General features: G+C 47.2%; 29 protein-coding genes. All 29 read right to left on the bottom strand.

Going from position 1 to position 25,639, the window contains the following annotated elements; translation table 11 throughout:
* Positions 1–12: 12 nt before the first annotated feature.
* Positions 13–711 (bottom strand): 30S ribosomal protein S2, encoded by a 699-nt coding sequence (rpsB, locus tag IEX62_RS16750; RefSeq protein ID WP_188776683.1) that lies wholly within the window; start codon positions 709–711, stop codon positions 13–15.
* Between the two features lie 208 nt (positions 712–919).
* A complete protein-coding gene (locus IEX62_RS16745) occupies positions 920–1,627 on the bottom strand; it encodes an endolytic transglycosylase MltG (protein WP_188776682.1) in 708 nt (235 codons plus the stop codon).
* Positions 1,624–2,253, bottom strand: coding sequence for a DUF6115 domain-containing protein (locus IEX62_RS16740; RefSeq protein WP_188776681.1), 630 nt, complete (start codon positions 2,251–2,253; stop codon positions 1,624–1,626). Before IEX62_RS16740 ends, IEX62_RS16745 begins: the two co-directional genes overlap by 4 nt.
* A 71-nt stretch (positions 2,254–2,324) precedes the next feature.
* Complete coding sequence (locus tag IEX62_RS16735; RefSeq protein WP_188776680.1) at positions 2,325–2,636, bottom strand: hypothetical protein; 312 nt, start codon at positions 2,634–2,636, stop codon at positions 2,325–2,327.
* Between the two features lie 30 nt (positions 2,637–2,666).
* Entirely contained in the window at positions 2,667–4,079 is a 1,413-nt protein-coding gene (locus IEX62_RS16730; protein WP_188776679.1) for a flagellar assembly protein A, read from the bottom strand.
* A 27-nt stretch (positions 4,080–4,106) separates the two neighbouring features.
* The gene (locus IEX62_RS16725) at positions 4,107–4,895 is read right to left on the bottom strand and encodes a FliA/WhiG family RNA polymerase sigma factor (protein WP_188776678.1); all 789 of its coding nucleotides are present in this window, start codon (positions 4,893–4,895) and stop codon (positions 4,107–4,109) included.
* Between the two features lie 15 nt (positions 4,896–4,910).
* Positions 4,911–5,366, bottom strand: coding sequence for a hypothetical protein (locus IEX62_RS16720; protein WP_188776677.1), 456 nt, complete (start codon positions 5,364–5,366; stop codon positions 4,911–4,913).
* 3 nt (positions 5,367–5,369) lie between these two features.
* On the bottom strand, positions 5,370–5,867 hold the full coding sequence (locus tag IEX62_RS16715) for a chemotaxis protein CheD (protein WP_188776676.1): 498 nt from the start codon (positions 5,865–5,867) through the stop codon (positions 5,370–5,372).
* Positions 5,860–6,486, bottom strand: coding sequence for a chemotaxis protein CheC (locus IEX62_RS16710; protein ID WP_188776675.1), 627 nt, complete (start codon positions 6,484–6,486; stop codon positions 5,860–5,862). The genes IEX62_RS16715 and IEX62_RS16710 overlap by 8 nt, the downstream gene beginning before the upstream one ends.
* Before the next feature lie 2 nt (positions 6,487–6,488).
* Positions 6,489–6,947 (bottom strand): chemotaxis protein CheW, encoded by a 459-nt coding sequence (locus IEX62_RS16705; protein WP_188776674.1) that lies wholly within the window; start codon positions 6,945–6,947, stop codon positions 6,489–6,491.
* Between the two features lie 30 nt (positions 6,948–6,977).
* Positions 6,978–9,062 (bottom strand): chemotaxis protein CheA, encoded by a 2,085-nt coding sequence (locus IEX62_RS16700; RefSeq protein ID WP_188776673.1) that lies wholly within the window; start codon positions 9,060–9,062, stop codon positions 6,978–6,980.
* Between the two features lie 44 nt (positions 9,063–9,106).
* Positions 9,107–10,552: a protein-glutamate methylesterase/protein-glutamine glutaminase gene (locus IEX62_RS16695; RefSeq protein WP_188776672.1), complete on the bottom strand. Its 1,446-nt coding sequence runs from the start codon at positions 10,550–10,552 to the stop codon at positions 9,107–9,109.
* Positions 10,553–10,580: 28 nt separating this feature from the next.
* The gene (locus IEX62_RS16690) at positions 10,581–11,477 is read right to left on the bottom strand and encodes a MinD/ParA family protein (RefSeq protein WP_188776671.1); all 897 of its coding nucleotides are present in this window, start codon (positions 11,475–11,477) and stop codon (positions 10,581–10,583) included.
* Entirely contained in the window at positions 11,474–12,835 is a 1,362-nt protein-coding gene (gene flhF / locus IEX62_RS16685; RefSeq protein ID WP_188776670.1) for a flagellar biosynthesis GTPase FlhF, read from the bottom strand. Before flhF ends, IEX62_RS16690 begins: the two co-directional genes overlap by 4 nt.
* Positions 12,832–14,865 carry a flagellar biosynthesis protein FlhA gene (gene flhA, locus IEX62_RS16680; protein WP_188776669.1) on the bottom strand — a complete coding sequence of 678 codons (2,034 nt, stop codon included), beginning with the start codon at positions 14,863–14,865 and terminating at the stop codon, positions 12,832–12,834. The genes flhF and flhA overlap by 4 nt, the downstream gene beginning before the upstream one ends.
* 22 nt (positions 14,866–14,887) lie before the next feature.
* Positions 14,888–15,976, bottom strand: a complete 1,089-nt coding sequence (flhB, locus tag IEX62_RS16675; RefSeq protein WP_188776668.1) for a flagellar biosynthesis protein FlhB — start codon at positions 15,974–15,976, stop codon at positions 14,888–14,890.
* A gap of 33 nt (positions 15,977–16,009) precedes the next feature.
* A complete protein-coding gene (gene fliR, locus IEX62_RS16670) occupies positions 16,010–16,804 on the bottom strand; it encodes a flagellar biosynthetic protein FliR (protein ID WP_188776667.1) in 795 nt (264 codons plus the stop codon).
* 11 nt (positions 16,805–16,815) lie between these two features.
* The gene (fliQ, locus tag IEX62_RS16665; RefSeq protein ID WP_188776666.1) at positions 16,816–17,085 is read right to left on the bottom strand and encodes a flagellar biosynthesis protein FliQ; all 270 of its coding nucleotides are present in this window, start codon (positions 17,083–17,085) and stop codon (positions 16,816–16,818) included.
* 61 nt (positions 17,086–17,146) lie between these two features.
* Positions 17,147–17,914: a flagellar type III secretion system pore protein FliP gene (gene fliP, locus IEX62_RS16660; RefSeq protein ID WP_188776665.1), complete on the bottom strand. Its 768-nt coding sequence runs from the start codon at positions 17,912–17,914 to the stop codon at positions 17,147–17,149.
* Positions 17,911–18,369 (bottom strand): flagellar biosynthetic protein FliO, encoded by a 459-nt coding sequence (locus tag IEX62_RS16655; protein ID WP_373289150.1) that lies wholly within the window; start codon positions 18,367–18,369, stop codon positions 17,911–17,913. Before IEX62_RS16655 ends, fliP begins: the two co-directional genes overlap by 4 nt.
* 84 nt (positions 18,370–18,453) lie before the next feature.
* Positions 18,454–18,819 (bottom strand): response regulator, encoded by a 366-nt coding sequence (locus IEX62_RS16650; RefSeq protein ID WP_188776663.1) that lies wholly within the window; start codon positions 18,817–18,819, stop codon positions 18,454–18,456.
* A gap of 27 nt (positions 18,820–18,846) precedes the next feature.
* The gene (fliY, locus tag IEX62_RS16645) at positions 18,847–20,151 is read right to left on the bottom strand and encodes a flagellar motor switch phosphatase FliY (protein ID WP_188776662.1); all 1,305 of its coding nucleotides are present in this window, start codon (positions 20,149–20,151) and stop codon (positions 18,847–18,849) included.
* On the bottom strand, positions 20,141–21,139 hold the full coding sequence (gene fliM / locus IEX62_RS16640) for a flagellar motor switch protein FliM (protein WP_188776661.1): 999 nt from the start codon (positions 21,137–21,139) through the stop codon (positions 20,141–20,143). The genes fliY and fliM overlap by 11 nt, the downstream gene beginning before the upstream one ends.
* A gap of 55 nt (positions 21,140–21,194) precedes the next feature.
* Entirely contained in the window at positions 21,195–21,680 is a 486-nt protein-coding gene (locus IEX62_RS16635) for a flagellar basal body-associated FliL family protein (RefSeq protein ID WP_188776660.1), read from the bottom strand.
* Positions 21,677–21,901 carry a flagellar FlbD family protein gene (locus tag IEX62_RS16630; protein ID WP_188776659.1) on the bottom strand — a complete coding sequence of 75 codons (225 nt, stop codon included), beginning with the start codon at positions 21,899–21,901 and terminating at the stop codon, positions 21,677–21,679. Before IEX62_RS16630 ends, IEX62_RS16635 begins: the two co-directional genes overlap by 4 nt.
* 143 nt (positions 21,902–22,044) lie before the next feature.
* Positions 22,045–22,866 (bottom strand): flagellar basal body rod protein FlgG, encoded by an 822-nt coding sequence (gene flgG / locus IEX62_RS16625; protein ID WP_188776658.1) that lies wholly within the window; start codon positions 22,864–22,866, stop codon positions 22,045–22,047.
* A gap of 94 nt (positions 22,867–22,960) precedes the next feature.
* Positions 22,961–23,341, bottom strand: coding sequence for a TIGR02530 family flagellar biosynthesis protein (locus IEX62_RS16620; protein ID WP_188776657.1), 381 nt, complete (start codon positions 23,339–23,341; stop codon positions 22,961–22,963).
* Entirely contained in the window at positions 23,338–24,144 is an 807-nt protein-coding gene (locus IEX62_RS16615) for a flagellar hook assembly protein FlgD (RefSeq protein ID WP_188776656.1), read from the bottom strand. Before IEX62_RS16615 ends, IEX62_RS16620 begins: the two co-directional genes overlap by 4 nt.
* Positions 24,145–24,165: 21 nt before the next feature.
* On the bottom strand, positions 24,166–25,566 hold the full coding sequence (locus IEX62_RS16610; protein ID WP_188776655.1) for a flagellar hook-length control protein FliK: 1,401 nt from the start codon (positions 25,564–25,566) through the stop codon (positions 24,166–24,168).
* Positions 25,567–25,639: the final 73 nt, after the last annotated feature.

Below are 25,639 nucleotides of genomic sequence, written 5' to 3'. Positions count from 1 at the left end.
CGTGATTAGCAATTAGGCAGTTGTTTGCTCGCCTTGGTTAGCTTCGATCACTGCATCAGCCATTTTACCAGTCAACAGTTTAACAGCGCGGATCGCGTCGTCGTTACCTGGAATAACGTAGTCGATTTCGTCTGGATCGCAGTTTGTATCAACGATACCTACGATTGGGATACCCAGTTTGCGAGCTTCTGCAACAGCGATACGCTCTTTACGAGGGTCGATGATGAACAGGGCGCTAGGCAAACCTTTCATGTTTTTGATACCGCCGAGGAATTTTTCCAGACGATCTTTCTCTTTGCGGAGCAGGATAACTTCTTTTTTAGGCAGTACTTCGAAAGTACCGTCTTCTTCCCATTTTTCCAGCTCTTTCAGACGATTGATACGTTTTTGGATAGTTTCGAAGTTAGTCAGTGTACCACCCAACCAACGTTGGTTGATGTAGAATTGACCAGCGCGCTCAGCTTCTTCCTTAACGGAATCTTGAGCTTGCTTTTTAGTACCAACGAACAGTACAGTACCGCCGTCTGCTGCTACGGATTTTACAAAGTTGTAAGCTTCGTCAACTTTTTTAACCGTTTTTTGCAGGTCGATGATGTAGATACCGTTTCTTTCAGTAAAGATGTAACGATCCATTTTCGGGTTCCAACGACGAGTCTGGTGACCGAAATGTACGCCAGCTTCGAGAAGCTGTTTCATGGAAATAACTGCCATGTGTGTGTTCCTCCTAGATTTGGTTTTTTGTGTGCCTCCGCAAACGTCAACTTTCGGCAAAACTTCTCATACGAAAAGCACCTCTGCCTGAAATCAGAATGCGTGTGTTTTAACACCAGTTAATAATATAGCATAGGCGCATATCTGTTCGCAACTATTTTATTTGCAAAAAAACAGCCATCTCCGGCTGCCGCATGTGCACGACCTATTAAGGAGATGACTGTCCTGATAATGTACGCAAAATATCATCGTAGCTCTGACCGGAGCTAATCTGATAGCTGCCTACCTGTAGCTTTTTGTTCACATTTAGCTGGGATGCTCGATTGATAAAGTCACCCTGACTTTTAATCAATCCCTGCTTTTTCAGGTTAAAGGCAATATCATTGAGCATCTGACCACTGCTCACAGTAAACCAGTTGCCTGATGTGTTAGTCGATGCCGTATTCGAAGCAGATGCCGTATTTTTCGTAGTTGTCGGCGTCGTTGGCTGAGACGGCGTATTGACTGTACCCGAAGCGGAGCCAGACTGTGTGCCATTTGCTGAAGACTGAGTCGAGGAGCTTGTTGAGCTTTTCGTATCTGAGGTGCTTGGCTGCTCTGGACTTTCCGGAGAAGTTGGCTGTTTGGTCTCCTCTGGTTCTTTGGTGGTGCTTTGCTGTCCCGATTGCTGAGACTGCTTCTTCTTCTCTTCCTCCTGCTTCACTAGCTCCTGCCACTGCTCCTTGGTGTATACCTTTTGATCTGCGGTATATACCTGCATATTTTGCGCCTGAGCGGCCTGCTGAATCTGCTCGGGGGTGAGCTGCGCACCGCTTAGCATCGTTTGCCCCTTACCGATATTCACAAGCTGTAGCAATACAGCACCAAGGATGATGCCGATTCCGATTCCGATCATTAATGAGCGATTTTTGATCACGATTGTTCCTCCTGTTTGGCCAGCTGCAAAATCAATAAAACTTCCCCTCGCTGGAGGCCAACGGTACGGGCAATAGTGTCGACAGACTTTCCACTTTCATGCAACTGGAACAGCTCTGGATAACGATCCTGAATGCGTTCCTTGGCAGCGTTCTGCTGCTCTTGCTGTGCAGCCTCTAATTCCTCCTGCTCCCGCTGCATACGTGCTGCGGATTCGCGTAGCGCCTCACCTTGACGTCCAAGCATCGCAGGGTCTAAAGGTGGAACAACAGGAGACTCCATCGCTACAGGCTCCTCAGATACCGATGATGATGCTTGTGGTGCAGGTACAGCACGCTGCTCCAGCTCCATTAGACGCTGACGCATTTCACTCACCTGCTCCTGCAAGGCAATTTGCTTGGCTGAGGATTCCTGCTTGATTTTGGAAACGAGATCGATAATCTCTTCGTTTTCCTTTTCGATTTCGGTCATATAATGCTCTAGCGTATCTTCTACCTTTTCTACGGTAGAGGATAATGCAGCTTCTGGCTGCTGCTTAGCCTCTCGTTTTTTCGGAAGCAGCATACCGTAAACAACGGCAACTGCTCCCAGCAAAACGATATATACCCATGAAGGGAAATCACCCATTGTATACTCACCTGCGTTAATTTATCGTCAAAATGTAGTGATCGTGTTCGATTGCAAACAAAACCTGCCTTTTAAAAGGACAGGTCGATATGTTTGCCTTTGTATGGATGCTCGGCGGGCGCTACATGCTGTTCTTCTACTGGCTGCTCTGCGTGATGCTGACGAGGAGCATGCTGCTCACCCGGATGACCATCATGAATCATGCCAGAAGCGGATTCCTTGACACTATCACTGCGTGTCCGCATTCGTTCCGTCTCTTCACTCGTGCGATCCGCTAATATTGACTGTTCAATGGAAGGGCGAAGCAGATTTTCCTGTTGAATTTTACTTGCTTCCGTTGTACGCGGTACAGCAATTTGCAATTCTACAGCTCTCAAACCCATAGTGAACACCCACCTTATACTGGATTAATATTAATGATTAGGCACCATCGTGATATCTCCATCTGTGAAGACGAAGCTTACGCGCTGGGCTGTATCTTTAATATACTTGGTATAACGACCGATGACCAGCTTGGAACCGCCATAAATCGTATGCATCACTTCAATTTTTGCTTTGCCTGACTCTTCCAGCCTTTTTTCGATCTCCAGGGCGCTATCACGAATCTCATCGCGCTCACGAAGCTGGCTCTTTTTCGTGGCAGAAAGCTTGATACGAAGTGCCATTTTATCTGGACCGAGCTGTCCTACGGCTGCTAATTGATCAAGCAGCACAAGTGCCTTTTCGGTTTTATCCAGATTTTCGTTATGTGTTTTAAGCTCTTTCCGTAGCACAACCAGTTGATTACGCAGCTCCGGTAGCACGCCTACCTCGATTTCGGTAACGGTGAATGCCGTATTGCCGATCGTTCGTCCGACTACCATCTCGCCTGCCTGTAAATGTCCACCAACGATCAGACCCTTCGGACCATCGCAGCGAATGCTAATACCTGCCTGTACGTGCGAGTGCATAATACTTTGCGATACATGCACTGTTTCGCCTGCCTGTACGTTAGCATCCTGAATAAATCCTGTTTTGACATCGACAGCGGCTTTGACCAGCCCTTTATGATATCCGATAATACCACCGGTAACTTCAATGGAGCCGCCTGCTTCAATCTCTGCGCCCTCCACGCCACCGACCACTCGAATATCGCCAGAAGCGCTCACTCGAAAACCGGATAATACATTTCCACGAATGACAACCGTTCCAACAAAATCGATATTACCGGTATGATAGTCGACGTCGCCGTTTACTTCATATACAGGAAATACGTTGATCTTCTCGTTGTCGGTAAATGAGATCATCCCATCAATCGCTGCGTAAATTGCGGTTTGCTCCGGATTAAGTACGATATTTTTGCCGATTTTGAAACGCACATCCTTGCCTGGTTTGTAGGGAATAGGCTCTCCTTTTACATCTATACCCGCTTCACCAGGCAATGGATCAACTTTTTCAGCAATCAGCTGACCCTTGAGCGTATTATTTAATCGTATAATTTCCTTGTAATCCACTCTGCCATTTTCAGCTTCGCGTGGACCACGATCTTGGTCATCTAACCTCACTGCATATTGGATATAACCATCAATTCCAGGCACTTGTGGTGTACCGCAGGCTACCGCTACCAGTTCGGAACGGTATGCCTCGGGACGCTCAGCCAGTTTTTTGAGTTCATCCATCTGTATGCCGTGGGTGATTCCCTGTGTACGCAAAAATCCCTCCAATTGTTCTACAGTCCATTCAAATTCATCATCAAACTCAAGATTGGCAATTTCCATATAAGCAACCGATTTGTCGTTGGAAAAACTAATTTTGACATATTGATCAATCGTCAATTGAGATGTCACGCCTTATTTCCCCTTTCACAAACGGCGTTACATATCCTGCATTAACAGACCTCTTTGCTTATCCAGCGCTCCTCGTAAACGAAGGATTGCTTTTGAGTGCAGTTGTGAGATGCGTGACGGGGATAACGACATCACTTCCGCAATTTCACTGAGTGAAAGGTCTTCATAATAAAGGAGCGACACAACCGTTCTTTCTTTTTCAGTAAGCTTCTCGATCCCCTTCATTAACAATTCCTTCAACACAAAATCATTGACTGAACGATCGGGATTTTTCGCTTTTTCATCCACGATCAAGGACATGCGTGTTTCGGATTCTTCTTCACGAATAGGATCCTCAAGTGATGTAATCGTCATAACAGCTACATCCTGAAGCATCGTTTGGAATTCACGCTCGCTCACATCCAAATATTCACTAATCTCTGCATCGGATACGGAGCGCAAATATTTTTGTTCCAGCTGCTGATAGGCATCCTCAATTTTCCGTGCTTTTTCTCTCACCGAACGAGGTACCCAGTCCCCTTGTCTTAATCCATCCAGGATGGCTCCGCGTACACGCCATGAAGCATACGTTTCAAATTGCAGTCCGCGTTTGTAGTCGAATTTCTCGATTGCGTCGATTAGACCCATAACACCATTGCTCATCAGATCATCCTTCGATACATTTTTCGGAAGACCAATAGCAAGTCGGCTGGACACATATTCAACCGTTCCTAGATAATTTTCGATCAGCTTTTTTTTCGCTTCTACATTGCCATGTTCCTTCCACTGTACCCACAGCTCAATGTGGTTTAAATGGCTTCCCTTTTGCTCGCTCACTTGCTTTCACCCTCCTTACTTTTGTGTCAGGTGGCGTAAGGCCTTCGCCAGTTCCTCTGGATCCTGTTCCTTGGTTGAAACGAGCTTGGGTGGATTCAGAGGTGCGAAGCCGTTATCACCGTCAGAATGGGATGGCTTCGGTGTCAGCAAATCGTTTAGTTCATTGTCTTGATCCGGTGTGGTGATATCAAGCAGATTGCCTCGTCCCGGTTCATCGTTCAAAGGCTGCCCTTCGTCTTCCTGTATGCCCTGCACCGCACCACTTGCAGGCGGTTTTCCTGCATTGTTACCCGGCGTTGCAAGCACGCCCAGTATAAACCGTAGCAGAAAGGCGAGCGCAAACCAGAGGATAAAGCCTAAACAGCCTCTTACGAGGCTGGTGGTCCACAAATTATTTCCTAAAGAGAACAGAAAGGTGATGAGAAACCCCAGCACCCCAGACCATACATTGATCTTAATATTCCCTATCATACCTCATATTTCCTTCTTACCCATTTGTACGCTTCGAATCGACAACATTCCTGTTGTACAATCCATTTCAATCGTGCGTCCATAATTGGCACCGGTATCCTCCGCGATTAAAGGAATTTTGTACTCTTGTAGAAATAATTTGCAGGCTTCCACATTGCGGGGACCAATCCGCATATTGTCACCACCACTGGAAAAGGAGAACATCTGTGCACCGCCAGCCATTTTAGCGACTAATCTAGAGCGAATTGCACCAAGATCTGCCATTCGTTTGAGCAATTCCGGTAACGCAGTATCTGCGTATTTCGCAATGTTCAACTGCCCTTCACGAGCAATATCCGATGATGGCAGCATGACGTGCGCCATGCCGACCAGGTGAATATTTTTGTCGTAGAGAGTAAGACCCACACATGAACCCAATCCCGTCGTCCGGATGATTCCTGATTCCTTTACGACGTTCAAATCGGCCATACCCACCTTAACGACGGCTTGTTCTTCAATCATCTTGCAATGGAACTCCTAGCGCGATGAAGATCTTTTCAAATGATTCGGGATCGGGAATCAGGAAAAATTGTCCTTCAACTTCATTTTTACCTTCAAGGAAAGTCGTATCAATCAGAAGTGCATCGTCACCCATTTCACCGAACTGGATGAGTCCATAATTGAGGATCGCGCCTGCCATATCGTACGCAAGACCTGGTACGGTCGGAGTCATGGAAAGACCCGTAAAGTCAGCAAGCGAGGACAGATACGAGCCTGCCAGAATGTTACCGATCTCGGATAATGCGGATTGCTCCATTTCACTAAACTGCTCCTCATCGACCACTACAAGTCCTGCCAGTCGATGAAGCAGACCTTTGCCTGCTTCTGGAGTCAGAATAAAGAATAGATTCCCTGGAGCATCTCCCTCTACGCGGAAAAAGACCGCAAGTACAATCTGTTCCTGTCCGCCAACCTTTTCGGCAATTTGATCAAATGGTAAAATCTGAACCTTTGGCACTGCCATATCGATGGGCTTGTCCAGAAGCTGGGAAAGGGCAGTGGCTGCATTGCCTGCCCCGATATTCCCAACCTCCTTCAGCACATCCATTTTGAAGCCTTCGAGTTTCTCAAAGAAACCCATGATTAATCCTCGATACCTTCGAGTTGCACAACCTCGGTTTTATCAAGCACTTCCGCGAGGTTAAGCATGATCAGCAGCCGTTCTTCGTCAAGCTTTGCTACACCATCAAGGTATCTTGCTTTTACGCCACCTACAACCTCAGGCGGTTTTTCGATGCTGCTGCGTTTGATATCGACGACATCATTTGCGGAGTCTACGATGAAACCTACTTGCATTTTGTCCACTTCCACGATGATGATACGGGTTTGATCGTTGTATTCTGTCTGCGCCAGATTGAAGCGACCGCGCAGATCGATAACCGGAATGACGACACCGCGCAGATTAATAACGCCTTTTACAAAATCAAGCGTTTTAGGAACGCGGGTTATAGGCATCATACGCTCGATTGTTTGTACTTTATCGACCTCGATGCCATACTCCTCGGTTGCCAGTTTAAATACGATAACTTTCAATTCATCCATGGGTAAATCCTCCTCAATAAATGGACTGCATTATTTAATGAATGCATTCGGATCAATAATCAAAGCAACCTGACCGTCGCCGAGAATCGTCGCGCCAGAAATGCCCATTGTCTCAGGCAGATAGCTACCCAGACTTTTCAGGACGATCTCATTTTGCCCGATAAAGTTTTCAACGGCAATCGCTGCCAGCTTGTCACCTTTGCGAATGACAACGATCTCTGTTTCTTCCTCTTCGCGCTCGTCGAAGTCTGGAACCTCGAACACACGGCTGAGGGAGAGCAGTGGAATATGCGTATCGCGGTAAGGAATCAACTGACTGCCATGCAAGTCGCGAACCTGTTTCGCTTTGATGATGCCCGTTTCCACAATTGAAGTGAGCGGGATCGCATATTTTTCAGAGCCGACACGGATCAGCATCGCAGAGATGATGGACAGCGTCAGTGGCAACTGTACAGAGAATTTGGTGCCTTTGCCAAGCTCTGAGGATACAGTAACATGACCACCGAGCGAAGTGATTTTGGATTTAACTACATCCAGACCTACACCGCGACCGGAAATGTCGGAAATAACTTCTGCTGTACTGAAGCCTGGAGCAAACAGCAGCTGGTACACTTCTTCATCTTTCATTGTGTTAGCGACTTCCTGGCTAACGACGCCGTTTTTGAGCGCTTTTTTGAGGATGATTTCACGGTCAATCCCGTTACCATCATCTTCGATCTCGATGAACACATGGTTACCGCTGTGGAATGCACTCAACTTCACGGTACCCGTCTCGTTTTTACCTGCTGCTACACGCTTAGCTACGGATTCAATACCGTGGTCAACCGAGTTACGCAATAAGTGAACGAGCGGATCGCCGATCTCATCAATAACGGTACGATCCAGTTCTGTTTCCGCACCCGTAATAATTAGATCGAGCTTTTTATCAAGCGATTTAGCAAGATCTCGTACCATACGTGGGAAACGGTTGAAAACCGTATCCACCGGTACCATCCGAAGCTTGAGAACGATGTTTTGCAGATCGCTACTTACACGACCCATATGCTCAACCGTATCAGTCAGCGCAGGAACCTTTACTTCGCTAGCGAGCTGCTCCAGACGAACACGGTCGATCAGCAATTCGCTGAACAGGTTCATCAGTACATCCAGACGATCGATATCTACGCGAATCGTACGTGAAGGTGCTGGTGCAGGAGCTTTCGTTGCCGCTGCTTTGGCAGCAGGGGCTGGTGCAGCCGTTTCTGCTTTCACTGCTGTTGCGGTTGTAGCAGCTGGCGCAGCTTCTATAACAGGTGCAGCGATAGATTGTGGCTCCTTAGAGCTAACCATTTCTTTCAGAGAGCTTGCATCCAGCATCGTTACTTTTACGCTCTCAATTTCGGAAATGCTTGTTACCATCGGCTCGAGTTCAGCAGCATCCTTTTGTGTAACATAGTACAGGGAGAAGCTACGTTCGAACTTATCCTGCTCGATGTCCTGTGTGGAAGGCTCGGATTTGATTACGTCGCCATAGCGTTCCAGCAGATCGAATACCATGTAGGCACGAACCGCTTTGAGCTGACAATCCTCACGAATTGATACTTCCATGTACAGTGCCTGATGACCGGCAGACAGTGACTGCTCAATTACAGATTGCTGGAATTCATCCAGCTCAACTGCTTTTGAGCTTACAGCGCTTGCTGCTGAAGGTGCTACCACGGCACTGGCTGTAGCTGCTGGTGTGCTGGAAGGAATCTCTCCACGCACGATCGCTTGCAACGCTTCAACAATCGCTGTCACGTCTGCTTTACCTTCGCCGCCTTGAGTAATATCTTGAACCATAGATTCAAGCGCGTCCAGACCTTTGAACAGCGTATCGAAAATAAATTCCTGCATTGCCAGCTTCTCATTACGCACCAGGTCAAGTACGTTTTCCATCTGGTGCGTCAGCGCCGCCAGATCCTCGAAGCCCATTGTTGCTGCCATACCTTTGAGTGTATGCGCTGAACGGAAAATAACTTGCACAATTCCGAGATCGGTTGGATTGCTTTCCAGTTCCAGCATTTTTTCATTTAAAGACTGCAGATGATCGTTCGACTCATCAATAAACATGGCCAAGTATTGATTCATGTCCATCGTGAGACACCTCCTCCATAAAATAACATAGTCCTTGTTATAAGCTATCTAACGATTTGTACAAGTTTTGGCGCAATTTCAGGTAATGGCAGGAGGTGATTGACACATCCAAGCTCTACAGCCGAGCGCGGCATCCCGTAAACTACACATGTATCTTCGCTTTCGGCGAAGGTAGGGATTACACCGCTGTCGTATAAATTTTTCATTTCCCGTGCGCCATCACTTCCCATACCAGTCATGATCACCGCATAGCGTTGTAGATCATTAAACGGGCGGATTGAGGCAAAAAGCGTATCCACTGAAGGACGATGTCCGTTACGTGGAGGTTCCTGCGTCAGTTGCAGGCGGTAACCGCCCTGGCTTTTGGCGACAGTCATGTGGTAGCCACCTGGTGCGATATAGGCTGTACCGGGTTGCAGTGGCATACCATGCTCGCCTTCCACCACATTGATCTGACTCAAGCTATTCAAGCGCTGTGCCAGTGACCTGGTGAAGTTGGGCGGCATATGCTGCACGATGACGATGGGTGCCGGAAAATTAGCCGGGATTTGTTCTAAAAAGCTTTTCAGTGCTCTTGGACCACCTGTAGAGCATCCAACAGCAACCAGCTTACTAATTGCAGTAGCCGGACGATCCGAGTGTACCGTGTTTGCAACCGGTGGTGCAGGTGTAGACGGTACAACTGGCTCAGGGCGTGCTACGGAAGCGGCTGGCGGCTTCACTGGTGGTGCTTTAGGCTGCTTCTTTGGTTCTGTCGGAGCTACAGGACGAACCGGAGTTCGCTCTGTGCTGCTGGCAGACGCTGGGCTTGTTGACCCTGCTGGCTTGTCCAGCTTTGCCTTTTTGATATCCTCGTTCTTGACCGGACGACTTACACGTCCGCTGAGTGAGGAAGGCGGTGCGGCTGGCTTCGTAGCTGGTCGACTAACCGATGGCGAAGTAGCTGGCTTTACAGGTGGTGCAGGTTTCGCCTGAGGCGTCTGTGACGTCGGCTGCTGCTGTGCTGGAGTATCCGGCTGAGCAGACAGAGTCTGTGGCTGCTCGGTAGTAGCGGGCCGTTGTTCACTACTGCGCTTACGACGGCGTTCCACCACCTGCATCGCTGTATGAAGCTGTCTGAGCAACTGTTGTCCCACTTCGTCAATATCCTGGGAGTTGCTCACGGAAGGCTTACGGATAAAGTCAAACGCTCCACTTTCAAGCGCCATGATCGTTTCACGCATGCCTTGTTCATTGATGCCAGACAGCATAATGACTGGGAGTGGGCGTTGAGACATGATGATCTTTAGTGCCTCAAGCCCATTCATTTCTGGCATTTCGACATCCATCGTAACTGCATCGGGCTTTAGCTCTACCACTTTGCGGGTAGCTTCCAATCCGTTGCTTGCTGTATCGATGACCTGAAATGCCGGATCTGCCTCGATCAGGTCCGAGACAATTTTTCTCATGAATGGGGAGTCGTCTACAACTAGCACTTTATAAGTTGCCATAACAATAGCACCTCTGTTCCTTACAGAATCATTTAGTACGCCGCATCCATTTTTGTATAAATCCCTTGATTCCTGATAAGGTACCCTCCTGGCGCACATCTGGCGAAGCCACATATTGCATAGCCAGGTTTTGGATATCTCTAGCAGCATGACATCCAGGAGCATTGATTGAAAAAGGAACTTGCTTTTTGACGGACTGGCTTACATGCGCATCGTCGCTCACAAAACCAAGCATCGGAATGTCCAGATCGAGAAACCGACTCGTAACGAGTCTGATTTTATCGGCAGTCTGCACTGCCTCTCGCTGGCTTTCCGCACGATTCACTACCAGTTTGAAGGCCGTTGTATCCTCCAGTCCGTGCACAACCTTGATCAGTGCGTATGCATCAGTAATCGCTGTAGGCTCTGGTGTAGTGACAACGATGCATTCGTCTGATGACATGATAAATTGCAATGTTTCTTTTGACAGTCCTGCTCCCGTATCAAACAGGATATAATCCATATCGGCAGCAATTTTCTGAATTTGAGTAGTAAAGTAAACTAAATCCTCTTCAGACAGTGAAAATAGTGAGCTGAGGCCCGATCCTCCGGCAATATAAGGCAGGGAACCGGCTCCTTTTTCAATGATCTCACCAATCTCTTTTTCACCACTGAGCAGGTGGGAAAGATTGTACTGGGAACGAACGCCCATCAGCACATCGATATTGGCCATCCCTATATCCGCATCAAATACGAGTACACGTCGTCCCAGACGTTGCAGAGCCAGCGCAAAATTCAATGTGAAATTGGATTTGCCGACTCCACCCTTGCCACTTGTCACTGCAATGAACTTGGCGCCTCCATGCTCGCCGTCTTGCGGACGGGCTTCCAGCGCTCTGGCTTTGGCAGACATCAAATTGCGTAACGATTGGGCCTGATCCATCATGGCAATATCTCTCCAAGCAGTACATTTGCTAGAAAGTCCGGACTCGGCATAAGCAGATCATCCGGTACATTCTGGCCATTGGTCATATAAGAAAGACGCAACGGATGCTCCTGTAGCAGATTGAACATCGCCCCATAGCTTCCGGTTTCGTCGGCTTTTGTAAAGATTACCTTATCCAGTGGGTACTTGCTGAAATGGTTGGTAATGATACGCATATCCTCCGTCTTGGATGTTAGGGCAAGCACAAGATAGGTTTCGCTTTGCTCCATCGGAGCGAGCAGACTTTGCAGCTCGGATACGAGCAGCTCATTGCGATAGTTACGTCCTGCTGTATCCATCAAAATGAGATCGCAATCCGACAAGCGTTGTAGGGATCGCTGCAAATCACCAGGCGATTGTACAACCTCAAGCGGCACTCCTAAAATGGAGGCATACGTACGAAGCTGCTCCACCGCAGAAATCCGATACGTATCTGAGGTGATAAAGCCCACCTTGCGTTTGTACTTAAATAATTGCTCTGCTGCCAGCTTCGCGATCGTTGTCGTTTTGCCTACTCCGGTTGGACCGGCAATATACACGATCTTGGTCGACGGATCGATGCCTCCACCGATTCGTTCCTCGGTAAAATGCTCAATCTGTGCCTTCATTGCTCTTCTGGCTTCCTGTGAGGTCATTTCAGCGGCTCCAGTAGCGTCCTGCATAATCTGTCCTGTCCAGGTCTCGATGAGGCTCTGATCGACGCCTTGAGCCTTTAAATGAGCTTGCAACTGCTGTAATGTATCTGGCAAATCTGCAAGCTGCTTTTCACGGGTCAATTCCGCCATCATTTGCTTCATTTGACGAAGCTCTTCAAACAGCTTCGCTTCACTCATTTGCTCCTCATCGCGAGGCTCGGCAAATTGTGCAGCGAGCTGCTGTACCGTCATGGGCTCGGTTGTGGCACGCTGCTGCACAGGTGCAGACATTGGAGCAACCGGATCAGAATGACGAACCGCAGCTGGTGGAGATACAGGCTCATTTGCTTCATCATCATTCAGCGCCTGACGCATCGACTCGGCAAATGCCTGACTCGATTTGCGGTAAGCGTCTGGTACAACACGCTTTGGAACAGGCGCACTTGGTGCGCTTTGTACAGCCTGTGGTTCAGTGCGTGCAGATGCAGCAGGGGCTGGCGCCTCTGCTGTCTGTTCTTTTTCCACAGCTGCAATGACTTCGATTTTCTTTTTCTGGAACATGCCCAGGAACCCGCCGGTCTTCAGCTCTTTGGTGCTCAAAATGACAGCATCACTTCCAAGATCGGTGCGAATTTTGAGCATGGCGTCAGGCATTGTGTCTACAATATAGCGTTTGACTCTCATAAGTTCACCACTCCGACACTCTGAATTTCAACGTTAGGCTCCAGCTCGCTATACGATAGCACCGGAATATCCTGCATGGTACGCTCGATAAGCTGACGCAGATACATGCGGATCGCTGGTGACGTAAGCACGATTGGCTGTTGTCCCATCTGCAGGAGACGATTCACCTGCTCGTTGATTTTCTGATACATCGATTGCGTGGAAACCGGGTCCAGTGCAAGGTAGGTGCCTTGCTCTGATTGCTGAATGCTCTCGGCAATTTTCTTTTCCAGATTAGGTCCGACTGTAATAACACGTAAGGTTTCTCCCTGGCTCGTAAATTGCTGTGTAATCTGACGCGATAGTGCCTGACGAACGTATTCGGTCAGCACATCCGGATCTTTGGTATAAGTTCCATAGTCAGCGAGAGTTTCAAAAATGGTTACCATGTCGCGAATCGAAATCTTTTCTTTCAGAAGTTTGACGAGCACCTTCTGGATATCACCGATCGATAACACAGAAGGAATAAGCTCATCAACCAGTACAGGGTAGTTCTCACGCAGATTGTCGATAAGAGAACGTGTCTCCTGACGACCAAGCAGCTCGTGAGAGTGCTTTTTGATCAGCTCTGTCAGATGGGTCGCTACAACGGATGGCGGATCTACCACCGTATAACCAGACAGCTCTGCACGTTCCTTCGTGATTTCGTCAATCCATAGGGCTGGAAGACCAAAAGCTGGTTCTAAAGTCTCTATACCCGTAATCGAGTCATCTTCAAACCCAGGACTCATGGCCAGGTAGTGATTTAGTAATAATTCACCACCGCCAACGATATTTCCTTTAATTTTGATCACATATTCATTTGGTTTTAACTGGATATTATCGCGAATACGAATGACCGGTACGACAAGTCCTAGTTCAAGTGCGCATTGTCTGCGAATCATAATGATTCGATCCAGCAAATCGCCGCCCTGCTGAGTATCTGCCAGCGGAATCAAGCCATAACCAAATTCGAATTCGATCGGATCGATTTGAAGAAGATTGATTACACTTTCTGGGCTGCGAACTTCTTCGATCTGCTGCTCTTCAACCTGCTGCTCTGCATCCACAGCCTTCTGTTTCAAATTCGCCTGCATCTTACGTGCGGCGAAGACGAGCAGCACAGCAAGTGGGAACGTTGTAATAAAGTGAATTGGTGTGAACAGACCGAGCAGTGTAATAACACCTGCAACGATGTAGAGCAGTGTTGGATACGAAAAGAGCTGGCTCGTAATATCATCAGCCAGATTACCTTCGGACGAAGCACGCGTTACGATCAGACCTGCTGCTGTCGAAATGAGCAGTGCTGGAATCTGACTGACCAGACCATCACCAATCGTCAGCACCGAATACGTAGAGAGTGCATCAGTGAATGCCATTCCATGAATCGCTATCCCGATAATGAATCCACCAATGAGATTGATCAGGAGGATAATAATGCCTGCAATAGCATCCCCTTTTACGAACTTACTCGCACCATCCATCGCTCCGTAAAAGTCGGCTTCGCGCTCGATTTTACTACGACGCTCACGAGCCTGCTGCTCGTTAATCATACCGGCGTTCAAATCGGCATCGATACTCATCTGTTTACCAGGCATCGCATCGAGTGTAAAACGAGCTCCAACCTCAGCCACCCGCTCCGAACCTTTTGTAATAACGATAAACTGGACAACGACGAGAATCAGGAAGACGATAAAGCCGACCGCAATCTGACCTCCGGCAATCCAGCTACCGAAGGTGGATACAACTGAACCTGCATCCGCCTGTCCTAAAATTAATTTGGTTGTAGAAATATTAAGCGCTAGACGGAACAAGGTTGTAATGAGCAACATTGCCGGGAAGATGGAAAATTCCAGCGCTTCTTTTGTATTCATCGCGATCAGCAAAATAATCATTGCTAACGAGATATTAATAATAAGCAAAATATCAAGCAGCCATGTTGGGATCGGAAGAATCATCATCATAATAATTCCAATGACGCCTACAAGGACAACCAAATCTTTTTTCTTCAATGTTATTCAGCCCTCCGATCCCTTACTTCGTTTTACCTTTGACTTTGTATACATAAGCCAGCACCTCGGCTACCGCCTGAAACAGATCGGTCGGAATCGAATCTCCAATCTCTGTTCTGGCAAACAAAGCCCGGGCCAGCGGCTTGTTTTCCATGATGACGACCCGGTTCTGCTTAGCAATCTCTCTAATGCGAAGTGCAGTATAGTCTTGCCCTTTGGCGACAACCTGCGGGGCAGCCATTTCACTGTTATCATACTTGAGTGCTACCGCAAAGTGCGTCGGGTTCGTGATAATGACATCCGCCTTTGGTACCTCTTGCATCATCCGTTGCATCGCCATACGACGTTGCCGTTCACGGATTTTACCTTTGATGAGCGGGTCACCTTCCATGTTTTTATACTCGTCCTTAATGTCCTGCTTGGACATTCTTAAGCTTTTATTATGCTCATAGCGCTGATACATATAATCCAGCACAGCCAGGATGAACATTGCCACCCCGACCTTGAGTCCAAGACTAACAGTTAGTCCGCCTGCATAATGCAAGATTGACTCCGCTGACATATACGCCATCTTCGAAATCTCATGACTGGCACCTTGCAGGGTTGTATAAACCAAATAACCAATAACTGACATTTTTAAAATCGATTTTAACAGTTCTACGATTGAACGCATCGATAAAATATTTTTAGCACCCTTGATCGGATCGAGCTTGCTGAGTTTTGGCATAAGTGGCTTACCTGTGAGCAAGAAACCGATTTGCATATAGTTCGTAATAATTCCGAGCAGCACGATCGTCACAAAAATGGGAGCTATAATGATTAAGATTTGCATCGCGTACTGTCCAAGCATTTGCATGACGTTGGCTACCGTTACATCGGTAGACATTCTGTGCAGAAAAGTATCCGTGAATAGCCAGCTAATACGCTTCATAAAAAAATCATTAAAGATCATCAGGCATCCAATGCTACCCAGCAAAATGGCTGCGCCTGGTATATCCATACTTTTGGCGACCTGACCTTCTTTGCGAGAATCATTTCGCTTCTTGGGTGTCGCTTCTTCAGTTTTCTCGCCTGCGAACAACTGAAGATTTAGTTTTAAACGAAATGCCACTGTTCACGGACTCCTTTCCACCAGAATCGGTTATCATGATGCCGGGCGTTTACCCAGCACCTGAAGTAGCCCTTGCATTGCTTGAAACATTTGCTCAAACAAATGTTCAAAAATAAAGGCAAAGCTTGGTGTTAATAACATCAGTACGAACAGCCCTACAATAATCTTCACCGGCACACCGATAACGAAAATATTGAACTGTGGTGCACTACGTGCCAGAAAACCTAGCCCTACATCTGTCAGAAAGGTTGCTACTACGATTGGAGCAGACATCTGAAAAGCGATCAGGAAGGAATTTGTAAAGGTTCGGATCAAAAATTCACTGAGCGACCCATTCAACATCTGGGACACGATATCGCTATTCATGGGCACCCAGTCATAGCTATACAGCACAGACTGTAACAGATAGTGGTGACCATTCATGCTAAGAAAGATCAGCATCGCGAACATGTATTTAAAGTTACCAATGACCGGAGCAGAAGCGCCTGTCATCGGATCAAACACAGACGCGATCCCCAGACCAATCTGAATATCAATAAATGAGCCTGCAATCTGGATTACCATAAACATGAGGTATGCGATATATCCAAGAAGCAGGCCTATCAATATTTCTCTAAATACCATAAGGACATAAATGTCTGTACCGTCTGGAATTTTGATTGTCGTTCCTTTAATCAGATAAATAAGCAGGGAAATAAACGCTGCAATCCCAACCTTAAACTGACTCGGTACTCCTCGAGATGAGAAAATCGGTGAAACTACAAAAAAAGCGGTCATTCGACAAAAAATTAACAAAAAAACAGGAAAGCTTTGTAGTAATGTCTCCATAAGCCATCAGCCTAACCGATGTATTTGTACAGATTGCCAAGAATATCAGCCGTGTAGTCGACCATGACGGTTAATATCCACGGACCGAACAGCAGCAGCGCAAGCATGACAGCTACGATTTTTGGCACAAAGGCAAGAGTTTGCTCCTGAATCTGAGTAGTCGCCTGGAAAATACTGACCAGCAAGCCGACTACAAGTCCAAGAATCAGCATCGGTGCGCTCACTTTTAAGACGGTATACACCGCTTGTCCTGCCATACCGATGATAAACTCCGAACTCATAATTAACCTCCCTTTTTACGGGTAAATTGTGAAGGCGCAGATTCACAGGTGAAGAGCTGCGCTAATTAAAGCTGACTAGCAATGACTTGACAATCAAATACCACCCATCCACCAAAACGAATAACAATATTTTGAATGGAAGTGAAATCATGACAGGCGGTAGCATCATCATCCCCATTGCCATCAATACACTGGCAACGACGATATCAATGACTAGAAAAGGTATAAAAATCATAAAGCCCATCTGGAATGCTGTTTTTAGCTCACTGATCGCATAAGAAGGAACCATAACGGTAAGTGGAATATCGTCTACGTTAGAAGGCTTAGGTGTACCGGTATATTCCAAAAAGAGCAATAGATCCTTTTCGCGGGTATGCTTGAACATAAATTCCTTGATCGGCTTCTCCGCAGCCTGCAATGCTTGCATTTGCGTCAGATTTCCTTGCAGATAAGGCTGAAGGGCAACCTGATTCATTTGTGACAACGTAGGCGACATGATGAATAAGGTTAAAAATAAAGCCAGCCCTACCAGTACCTGATTGGGAGGCATCTGGTTAGTCCCAAGTGAAGTCCGGACAAAGCTGAGCACAATCACAATACGTGTAAAACTGGTCATAAGAACCATAAAGGCTGGAGCTATACTAATAATGGTAATAAGCAGCAAAATCGATAGTGAGCTTGTTGCTGCACCACCGGATGAGCCATTATCATTACCGATCTGAATATCAATATTTGGTATCGGATCGGCGGTTGCTGCAAATACCGGATGCACCGACAGCACACTGACAGCAAAAAGCAGCATAAGAGATAAAATCAGTTTTATTTTCATGAATCCCTCGACCGATCTGTAGAATCTTCCTCCTTCAACAGCTGCTCCATCTTATCCCGTCGATTCGGAATTTCTCGAAGCTTGCTCTCAAACACTTCCTGAAAAGCATCTGTATCGCGTAGCTCCTCTTCTTCGATTTTGGATTTGGGACGTAGCTTACTGCTGAGTTTGGAGATCAGCGGAGTGAAAAAGTTTTCCTGCTCCGCCGACTCGGATTGAAAAGACTGAATAACCAGCATCGCCTCATCAGGATCGGAAATTTTATCAACCAGCGTAATATCCTCTCCGACACCGATCAAATATAACGTGTTGCCAATCTCAATCACTTGTAACGACTTATTCGGGCCTAGCGCCATGCCACCTATTGTACGAATGGCACGCCTGGATAACCAGGATTGATTTTTGCGACCAAGGAACCGAAGCAACAAAATAATAAGGGCTATTATTACAGCCAAGACGATTATAACCCAAACAAGGTTTAGGATATAACCGCCTGTTCCTCCCATTGTGGCTGTTTCACCTGACATGGGAATATTCTCCTATACGCCCAGCGTTTTGCTGATCGCTTCGATAACACGATCTGCTTGGAAAGGTTTTACGATGAAATCTTTGGCACCTGCCTGAATGGCATCAATTACCATCGCCTGCTGGCCCATTGCGGAACACATAATGACTTTCGCTCCGCCATCGAGCTTTTTGATTTCTTTCAGAGCGGCGATACCGTCCATTTCTGGCATCGTGATATCCATTGTGATCAAATCGGGACGAAGCTCTTTGAATTTTTCTACTGCTTGTGCTCCATCTTGAGCTTCTCCTACTACTTCATATCCATTCTTTGTCAGAATATCCCGGATCATCATTCTCATAAAAGCTGCATCATCCACGATAAGAATACGGTTTGCCATTGATTTAAAATCCTCCCTAAGTGATCTTTATTGTATTTTTTGAATTCGGTCCCACTGGCTGACGATATCCGTTACGCGAACACCAAAGTTTTCATCGATAACAACTACTTCACCTTTGGCAATCAGTTTGTTGTTGACCAGGATGTCGACCGGTTCGCCCGCCAATTTGTCCAGTTCAATAATTGCGCCCTGGGACAATTCGAGGATATCCTTGATTTGCTTTTGGGTCCTTCCTAATTCTACGGTGACTTTAAGTGGTATGTCCATCAATAAGTTCAAATTATTTTCATCCAGGTTCGGCGCAGCACCTGCACCAAAGTTGGCGAATTGAACTGGTTGGACATTCACCTCGCGTCCTACAGGAGCACCGTAATGCTGTGGTGGCTGCGGAGGCATGTTGTAACCATAGCCTGGTGGAGGATATGGATACTGTTGCTGGTAAGGCGGATAAGGCTGCTCAGGAGCGCCGTACGGCGGTTGTTGACCGTAGGGTGGCATCCCTTGAGGCGGCATCATCGGTGGCACTCCAGGCTGCTCAGGAGCCTGCTGAGCCGGTGGTTGTTGCGCTGCTGGTGGTGCAGCTGCTGCCGGAGGTGTAGCCGCCGGTGCACTTGCTGCTGGTGCTTCAGGAGCACTCTCTTCTGCACCATTGATCAGAATATCGACCATATACTTCGCAAACTCAACTGTTAAGAGCTGCATGATCGTCGAATCGATCAGATCACCGATCAGGAGACGGAACGAAATTTTGATCAGCGTCTCTTCTGGAGGCAACATACTCACACCCTGATCATTACTCACATCGAGAATATCGATGCCAGGAGGTGAGATGTTAACGAAGCGGTTGAAGATGGTCGACATCGATGTTGCCGAGGAGCCCATCATCTGATTCATCGCTTCCTGAACAGCACTGATATGAATTTCGTTCAATTCCTCATCTTTGGGATCACCATTCCCACCGAGCATCAGATCCGCGATGATTTGAGCATCACGTGTCTGAATAACGAGCGAGTTGATACCCTGAAAGCCATCCACATATTCGACGTGTACAGCGACATGAGGCTTGGGAAACTCATTTTCAAACTCGGAGCGCGTTACGATACCCACACGCGGAGTCGTAATATCTACCTTTTGACCCAGCAGCGTAGACAACGCGGTTGCTGCACTACCGAAGGTGATATTACCGATTTCGCCAAGCGCATCCTGCTCCAGCGGTGTCAGAAAATCGTCAACCGTCTGGCCTGCGGAGGTGGCGGAACCACTATCCTCACCTGACGACTGTTTAAGTAGCGCATCGATTTCTTCTTGTGACAAATAATCTTTACTCGTCAAGTCCTTCCACTCCTTCACTGACGATTTCGTTAATCTGAATGGCTACCCGATCCTTTACAGTACCAGGACTACCATAGAACTTGAGCTGATTGCCTATTTTGATCGAGAGATCCTGTTGAATCGGCTTATTGAGTGAAATAACATCTCCCACCGATAAGCTGAGAAACTCCTGAATCGAAAGTCTGGATTCGCCCAACTCAGCAATGACAGGAAGCTGAGCGCGATGCACTCGCTGCTTCAGCGACTCCACTTCTTCCAATGCCGGCTCTTTTTTCTGCGAGAAAAAGAGATGGTTCGCAGACAGCTTACTCATGATCGGCTCGATGACGACATGCGGGATACAAAGATTGATCATACCTGTGGTATCACCGATCTTTGTACTGAGCGAGATCAGGGCGATGGTTTCGTTTGGAGATACAAGCGACATAAATTGTGGGTTCGTCTCCAGCGCTTCCATACGCGGCGAAAGGTCAATGACCGTTTTCCAGGCTTCCTGCAAACTTTCAAAAGTTCGGCTGAATACACGTTCAATGATCGTCGTTTCAATCTCTGTCAGCGCGTTGATTTTGGTTGGTGCTATTCCTGTTCCTCCCAGCATGCGATCCAGCATAGCGAAGGCGATGTTGGGATGAACCTCCAGCACCATTCTCCCTTCAAGCGGCTCTGCCTCAAAAATGTTCAAGATCGTCATTTTCGGAATGGAGCGGATAAACTCATCATAAGGCAATTGCTCAACCTGTACGACACTAATCTGTACAAACGTACGTAGCTGAGCCGAGAAATAGGTGGTCAGGTAACGGGCAAAGTTTTCATGAATCCGCGTCAAGCTTCGGATATGATCTTTAGAAAAGCGAACTGCCCGTTTAAAGTCATAGACTCTGACCTTTTTCTCGCTCTCCTCTTTTTTGAGCTCCTCTGCATCCATTTCGCCGGAGGATAATGCTGCTAAAAGGGCATCAATCTCTCCCTGGGATAATACATCTACCATAATCTCACCCCCTTGCGATATAAAAGGATTAGGTTTCTGCTTGATTAGCTTTGGATTAGAGAGGGCTCACAATCTTGTTCGATACTTGAACATCAACTACTTTACCACTTTCTTCTGGCAATGAGCTGTTGATCAGCTTCATGAGCTTCGCATCCAGCTGCTCGATACCTTCTGCACTTTGAATGTCTTCAGGCTTAGTATCCGCAAGTGTTCGAATAATGATCGGCGTCACTTTCAAATCCTTGATCAGATCAAAGTTTGCTTTTGCATCCTTGTCTGCCAGTTGGAAGGAAAAGCTCATTTTGACGACATAGGACGGATCAGCCATATTCGTTGTAAGGTCTGTGATGTCAGATGATACTGCCGCAATTTCAGAAGCACTCATTTGTGCAATCTTTTCTTTTTCGGCCGCCGCGGCTTGGGCTGCTGTCATCGGTTGTTTGTTCCCGAGCAAATTTCCAAAAATCAGAAAATAGGCAACAACGCCGATGAGTCCCACTGCGAGCACCCCGCTGATAATCCAGGGCAATAACTTTTTCATTCCAATTCCTCCATATGTTGCACCTTAATCGTTCCAGTAAGAGTGCCTATGCTTTTATTATACTCACGAATCAGGTTGGTCACTTGCTCGGCTTTTTCAAGCACAATCAAGCGTTTGCCTGTCGTTAGGGTAATATACGTATCTGGCGTTTCTTCCACCATTTCTATCAGCAGGGCGTTAAGCCACATGGGAGAACCATTTAGCCGCGTGACCGGGATCATCAATACCCCTCCTTGAATATCTGTCTATACCTTTTATAATATGTGCATTTTGTGTAGAGATAGCACATAGTGAACAAAAAACGATAGCATGACTGCCAAACAGAGGGAGTAGGAATAACTCTCCCTCTATGGCCTCGTTCATCTTAACGTTTCAGGTTGATCAATTCTTGCAGGATATCATCCGAAGTTGTGATGATACGGGAGTTCGCCTGGAAGCCACGCTGAGCAACGATCATTTCAGTAAACTCGTCAGTGAGGTCGACGTTCGACATTTCCAGCTGTCCAGCAACGATAGAGCCTGTTCCAGCTGTTGCATCACCAGCTGCTACCAGATCACCGAGATCGCCATCTGTTACAGCATTCGGTGTTACACGGTATAAGCTACCACCGATTTTTTCCAAACCTTCAGGGTTAACAACCTTGGCAATACCGAGCTGAGCACCATTTTCAGTTGTTCCATCAGCGTTAGTCAGCAAAATTGTACCATTGGCCTGGATACTAAATGAAACCGCAGTATCCGGAATCGTAATTGGTGTACCACCTGTATCTACTACAAGACCGCCATCCGAAGTTACGAGCTGACGTGCGGAGTCGACGTGGAAGTCACCTGCACGAGTCAGATAAGGAACCTGCTGGTCAGCAGACAGCTTTACTGCGAAGAATCCATCACCATCGATACGAAGGTCAGTCGGATTGTTCGTCGTTTGCGCGCTACCTGCCAGATGCAGTGTATCAATAGAAGAAACACGGCTACCCAGACCTACCTGCTGTGCGTTCACACCCCCGCTTGTATCTGCTACTGGAGCTGTAACCCCTTTAGTGGTCTGGCTCAAAATATCCTGGAACATAACGCGAGATTTCTTAAAACCTACTGTATTAACGTTCGCAATGTTGTTACCGATAACGTCCAACTTGGTTTGAAAGCCTTTCATACCCGCAACACCGGAATACATGGATCTCAACATGAATAATTTCCTCCTAATGGATGCATAATTATAGATTGAACTGCTTCAGTCGGTCGGCAGTTCGCTGGCTTCCCGTTTCAGGTCCGGCCAGTAATCAAAGAATGACGGCACTGTCTATTTGCGTAAATACATTGTCCTTCATCGAGTTGCCATCCATGGCGGTCACGACGGTCCTGTTGGGTACGTTAACGATCAAAGCGACATTGTTTTGCATCAGGATCAATGAATCTTTAGAACCTTTGGCGGCTGCCTTATCAATCGCTTGATTCAGACTAGTCATTTGCTCGGTACTAAATTGGATTCCTCTTTGCTCCAGACGCTTGGAAGCATGATTGCTAAACTTCAGTAAATTTTGATCAAGAATGGCTTTAAATTCATTGCCCTGTCCGGCTGTAGCCTGGTTATTAGGCCGTCCGAGCAAGCTTGAATTCAGCTTGGAAGGATAAAGCTGGCCTACTTGAATCGGGCCATTCATGATGCATTCTCCCCGGCAGCCGAAGCTGTACTGGAATCATTTGTAGCTGTGGAGCTGTCTGAGCTGGTGTTCGTTTCAGCTGGTGTTTTGCTGCCTGTAGCTGTTGCAGCAGGAGCGGCTGTACTTGAGCTTGCTGCATCATTGGATGTGCTTGCTTCTGTTGTTGGTGTAGCTGTAGCATCTGAAGCCTTTGTTTCGGTAGCCGCTGGTGTTGTAGTACTGCCTGTCGTTGGTGTTGCTGTTGATTCAGCCGGTGTAGTCGTTGTACTTGTTGTCGGCGTTGTTGTAGCTGGAGTTGTACTTGTGGCCGATGTTTCACTGGTAGATGTAGCTGCGGCACTTGCTGTAGCTGGTTCTACCTTCGTCACTAGAGAAAGTGGGATTGCATCCTCGCCGACTTGCGCGTACAGCACTTTATCTTTCAAAATGATCGATTCAGCTGTACCGGATTCATACGTTGATGTAGTAGCTCCCGTTTTTGCATCGGTCTTTTCGTTCAGCCATGTGATTTTCTTGCCGATCAATTCAGATGCACCACCGAGCGATGTGTCCATCGAGCCCTGCATTTTATCCATTTTTTCGTTAATACTAATCAACTGCTCTACCGAGGAGAACTGAGCCATCTGAGCTACGAACTGTGCATTATCCATCGGAGACGTAGGGTCCTGATTTTTCAGCTGTGCGACGAGGATCGACAGGAACTGGTCTTTACCAAGATCCTTTTTCTTTGTAGCCGCTGCAGCCTGCACATTACTTGTAGAATAGTTGGGCCACGTATTAGATGTTGAAATTAAGTCTGGCAATTGATTTCACCTCCATCCGAATTAAGCCTTAGCTACATACGTACTACCATAATTCAGCATATTTGCGGCGCCTGTAACTCCTGTTGTACGCTGCTCATCACGCCATTCCTTCAGTTCCCCACCAATCTCAGCCGTTAACATTGCATCATCGGATTGCTCATCCTTTGATTTGGAACGACGACCCGATTGCTGTTGTCCTGCATTGGATTCAAACCCTTGCCCACCGTGATACATATCGGAGAATGCGCCAGAGCTTTGAGCGACCTCAAGCTTATCGACTTGAAGACCTTGAGCCTGTAGTGCGGTACGAAGCTGAGCCATTTGCTGCTCCAGTGCATCTTTCGCACCGTGCTTTTCTGTAATAAATTGTGCCAGAAGCTGTCCATCCTGAATGGAGATTTTTACATCAACCTGACCCAGGTGTTCTGGATTCAGAATGATTCGTGCTTCGGACAAGCCGCCCAGCTGGTGGATATCGAATTTGCTAACGATGAACTTACTCATCTCGCCTGAGAAGTTTTGCATCGGAATTGTTGCGACTGGAGCTTGCGGTTGCGCTGGTGTTAATGAAGTAGCCTGCGCTCGCATTGCCAGCTGTCCAGCTGTAACTACGCCGGTTGGCGGCTGATTATCTGCTGTACTCACTGACGCTTCCTGTGTAGCAGTAGCAGGAGTTGCTGCGGCCTCTGCTGACTTCGCATCACTCTGTACAATGATCTGTGCAGGACTATTGCCTTGCTGATTACCTTGATCATTACCAGAGGAGGTCGATGCCCCTTCTCCACCTGCTTTTTGTAAAATGTTTTGCAGATTGTTCATTAGCTGTTCTAGCTTAGGATCAGGCTGCCCATTCCCTGTCTGGATCGCTTGTAGCTTCTCTACAACCTGTGATACTGCATCTGCGACAGCAAAACGAAGGGTGTCTGCATGCTGTGCCAGTGCAGGTAAGGATGCGGTTAAAGCCGGCTGAGAACCATCTGTGGAGCGTCCCTGCGTATCCGTAGGATTATGACTACCACCTAGCACTTGCTGTACTTGAACGAGCCAGGATTGCAATGCTTGTACGAGTGTTGGATCATTCATAATGGAAGCATCCATGTCCTGTAGCTTTTTCAGCAGATCATCGAGTAGCTTGTCCACTTTTTGAACTTTCTCATCACGCTGGCTTTCGCCACTAACCTCCTTGTCACCCGACATTAATGCTTGCAGCATTTCCAGTAAGGATGCGGCACTACCCATAAGTCCTGCCATTGCTTGTCCTTCTGTTCCAGCTGCACCTGCTGAAGCGCCTGTACCATTCATTGCATACGTTAGCGTCTGCGTAAAACCTGTGCCTGTGCTTCCGGTACTTGCGGTACCCGTCCCACCCATCAATTTTGCCACTGGAGTCGAGCTCGAATTAGTTTGAAGTATCATACTCATTTATTATCACCTCCTTGAAGCAAAAATTGTATGAGAAGGAGTTCCTGAGTATTGCGATTCTGGTAAGAGTAGG

The sequence above is a fragment of the Paenibacillus hunanensis genome (genome assembly GCF_014645615.1).
GTDB classification, from domain to species: Bacteria; Bacillota; Bacilli; order Paenibacillales; family Paenibacillaceae; genus Saccharibacillus; species Saccharibacillus hunanensis.
This window is presented reverse-complemented; position numbering and strand designations above follow the sequence as displayed.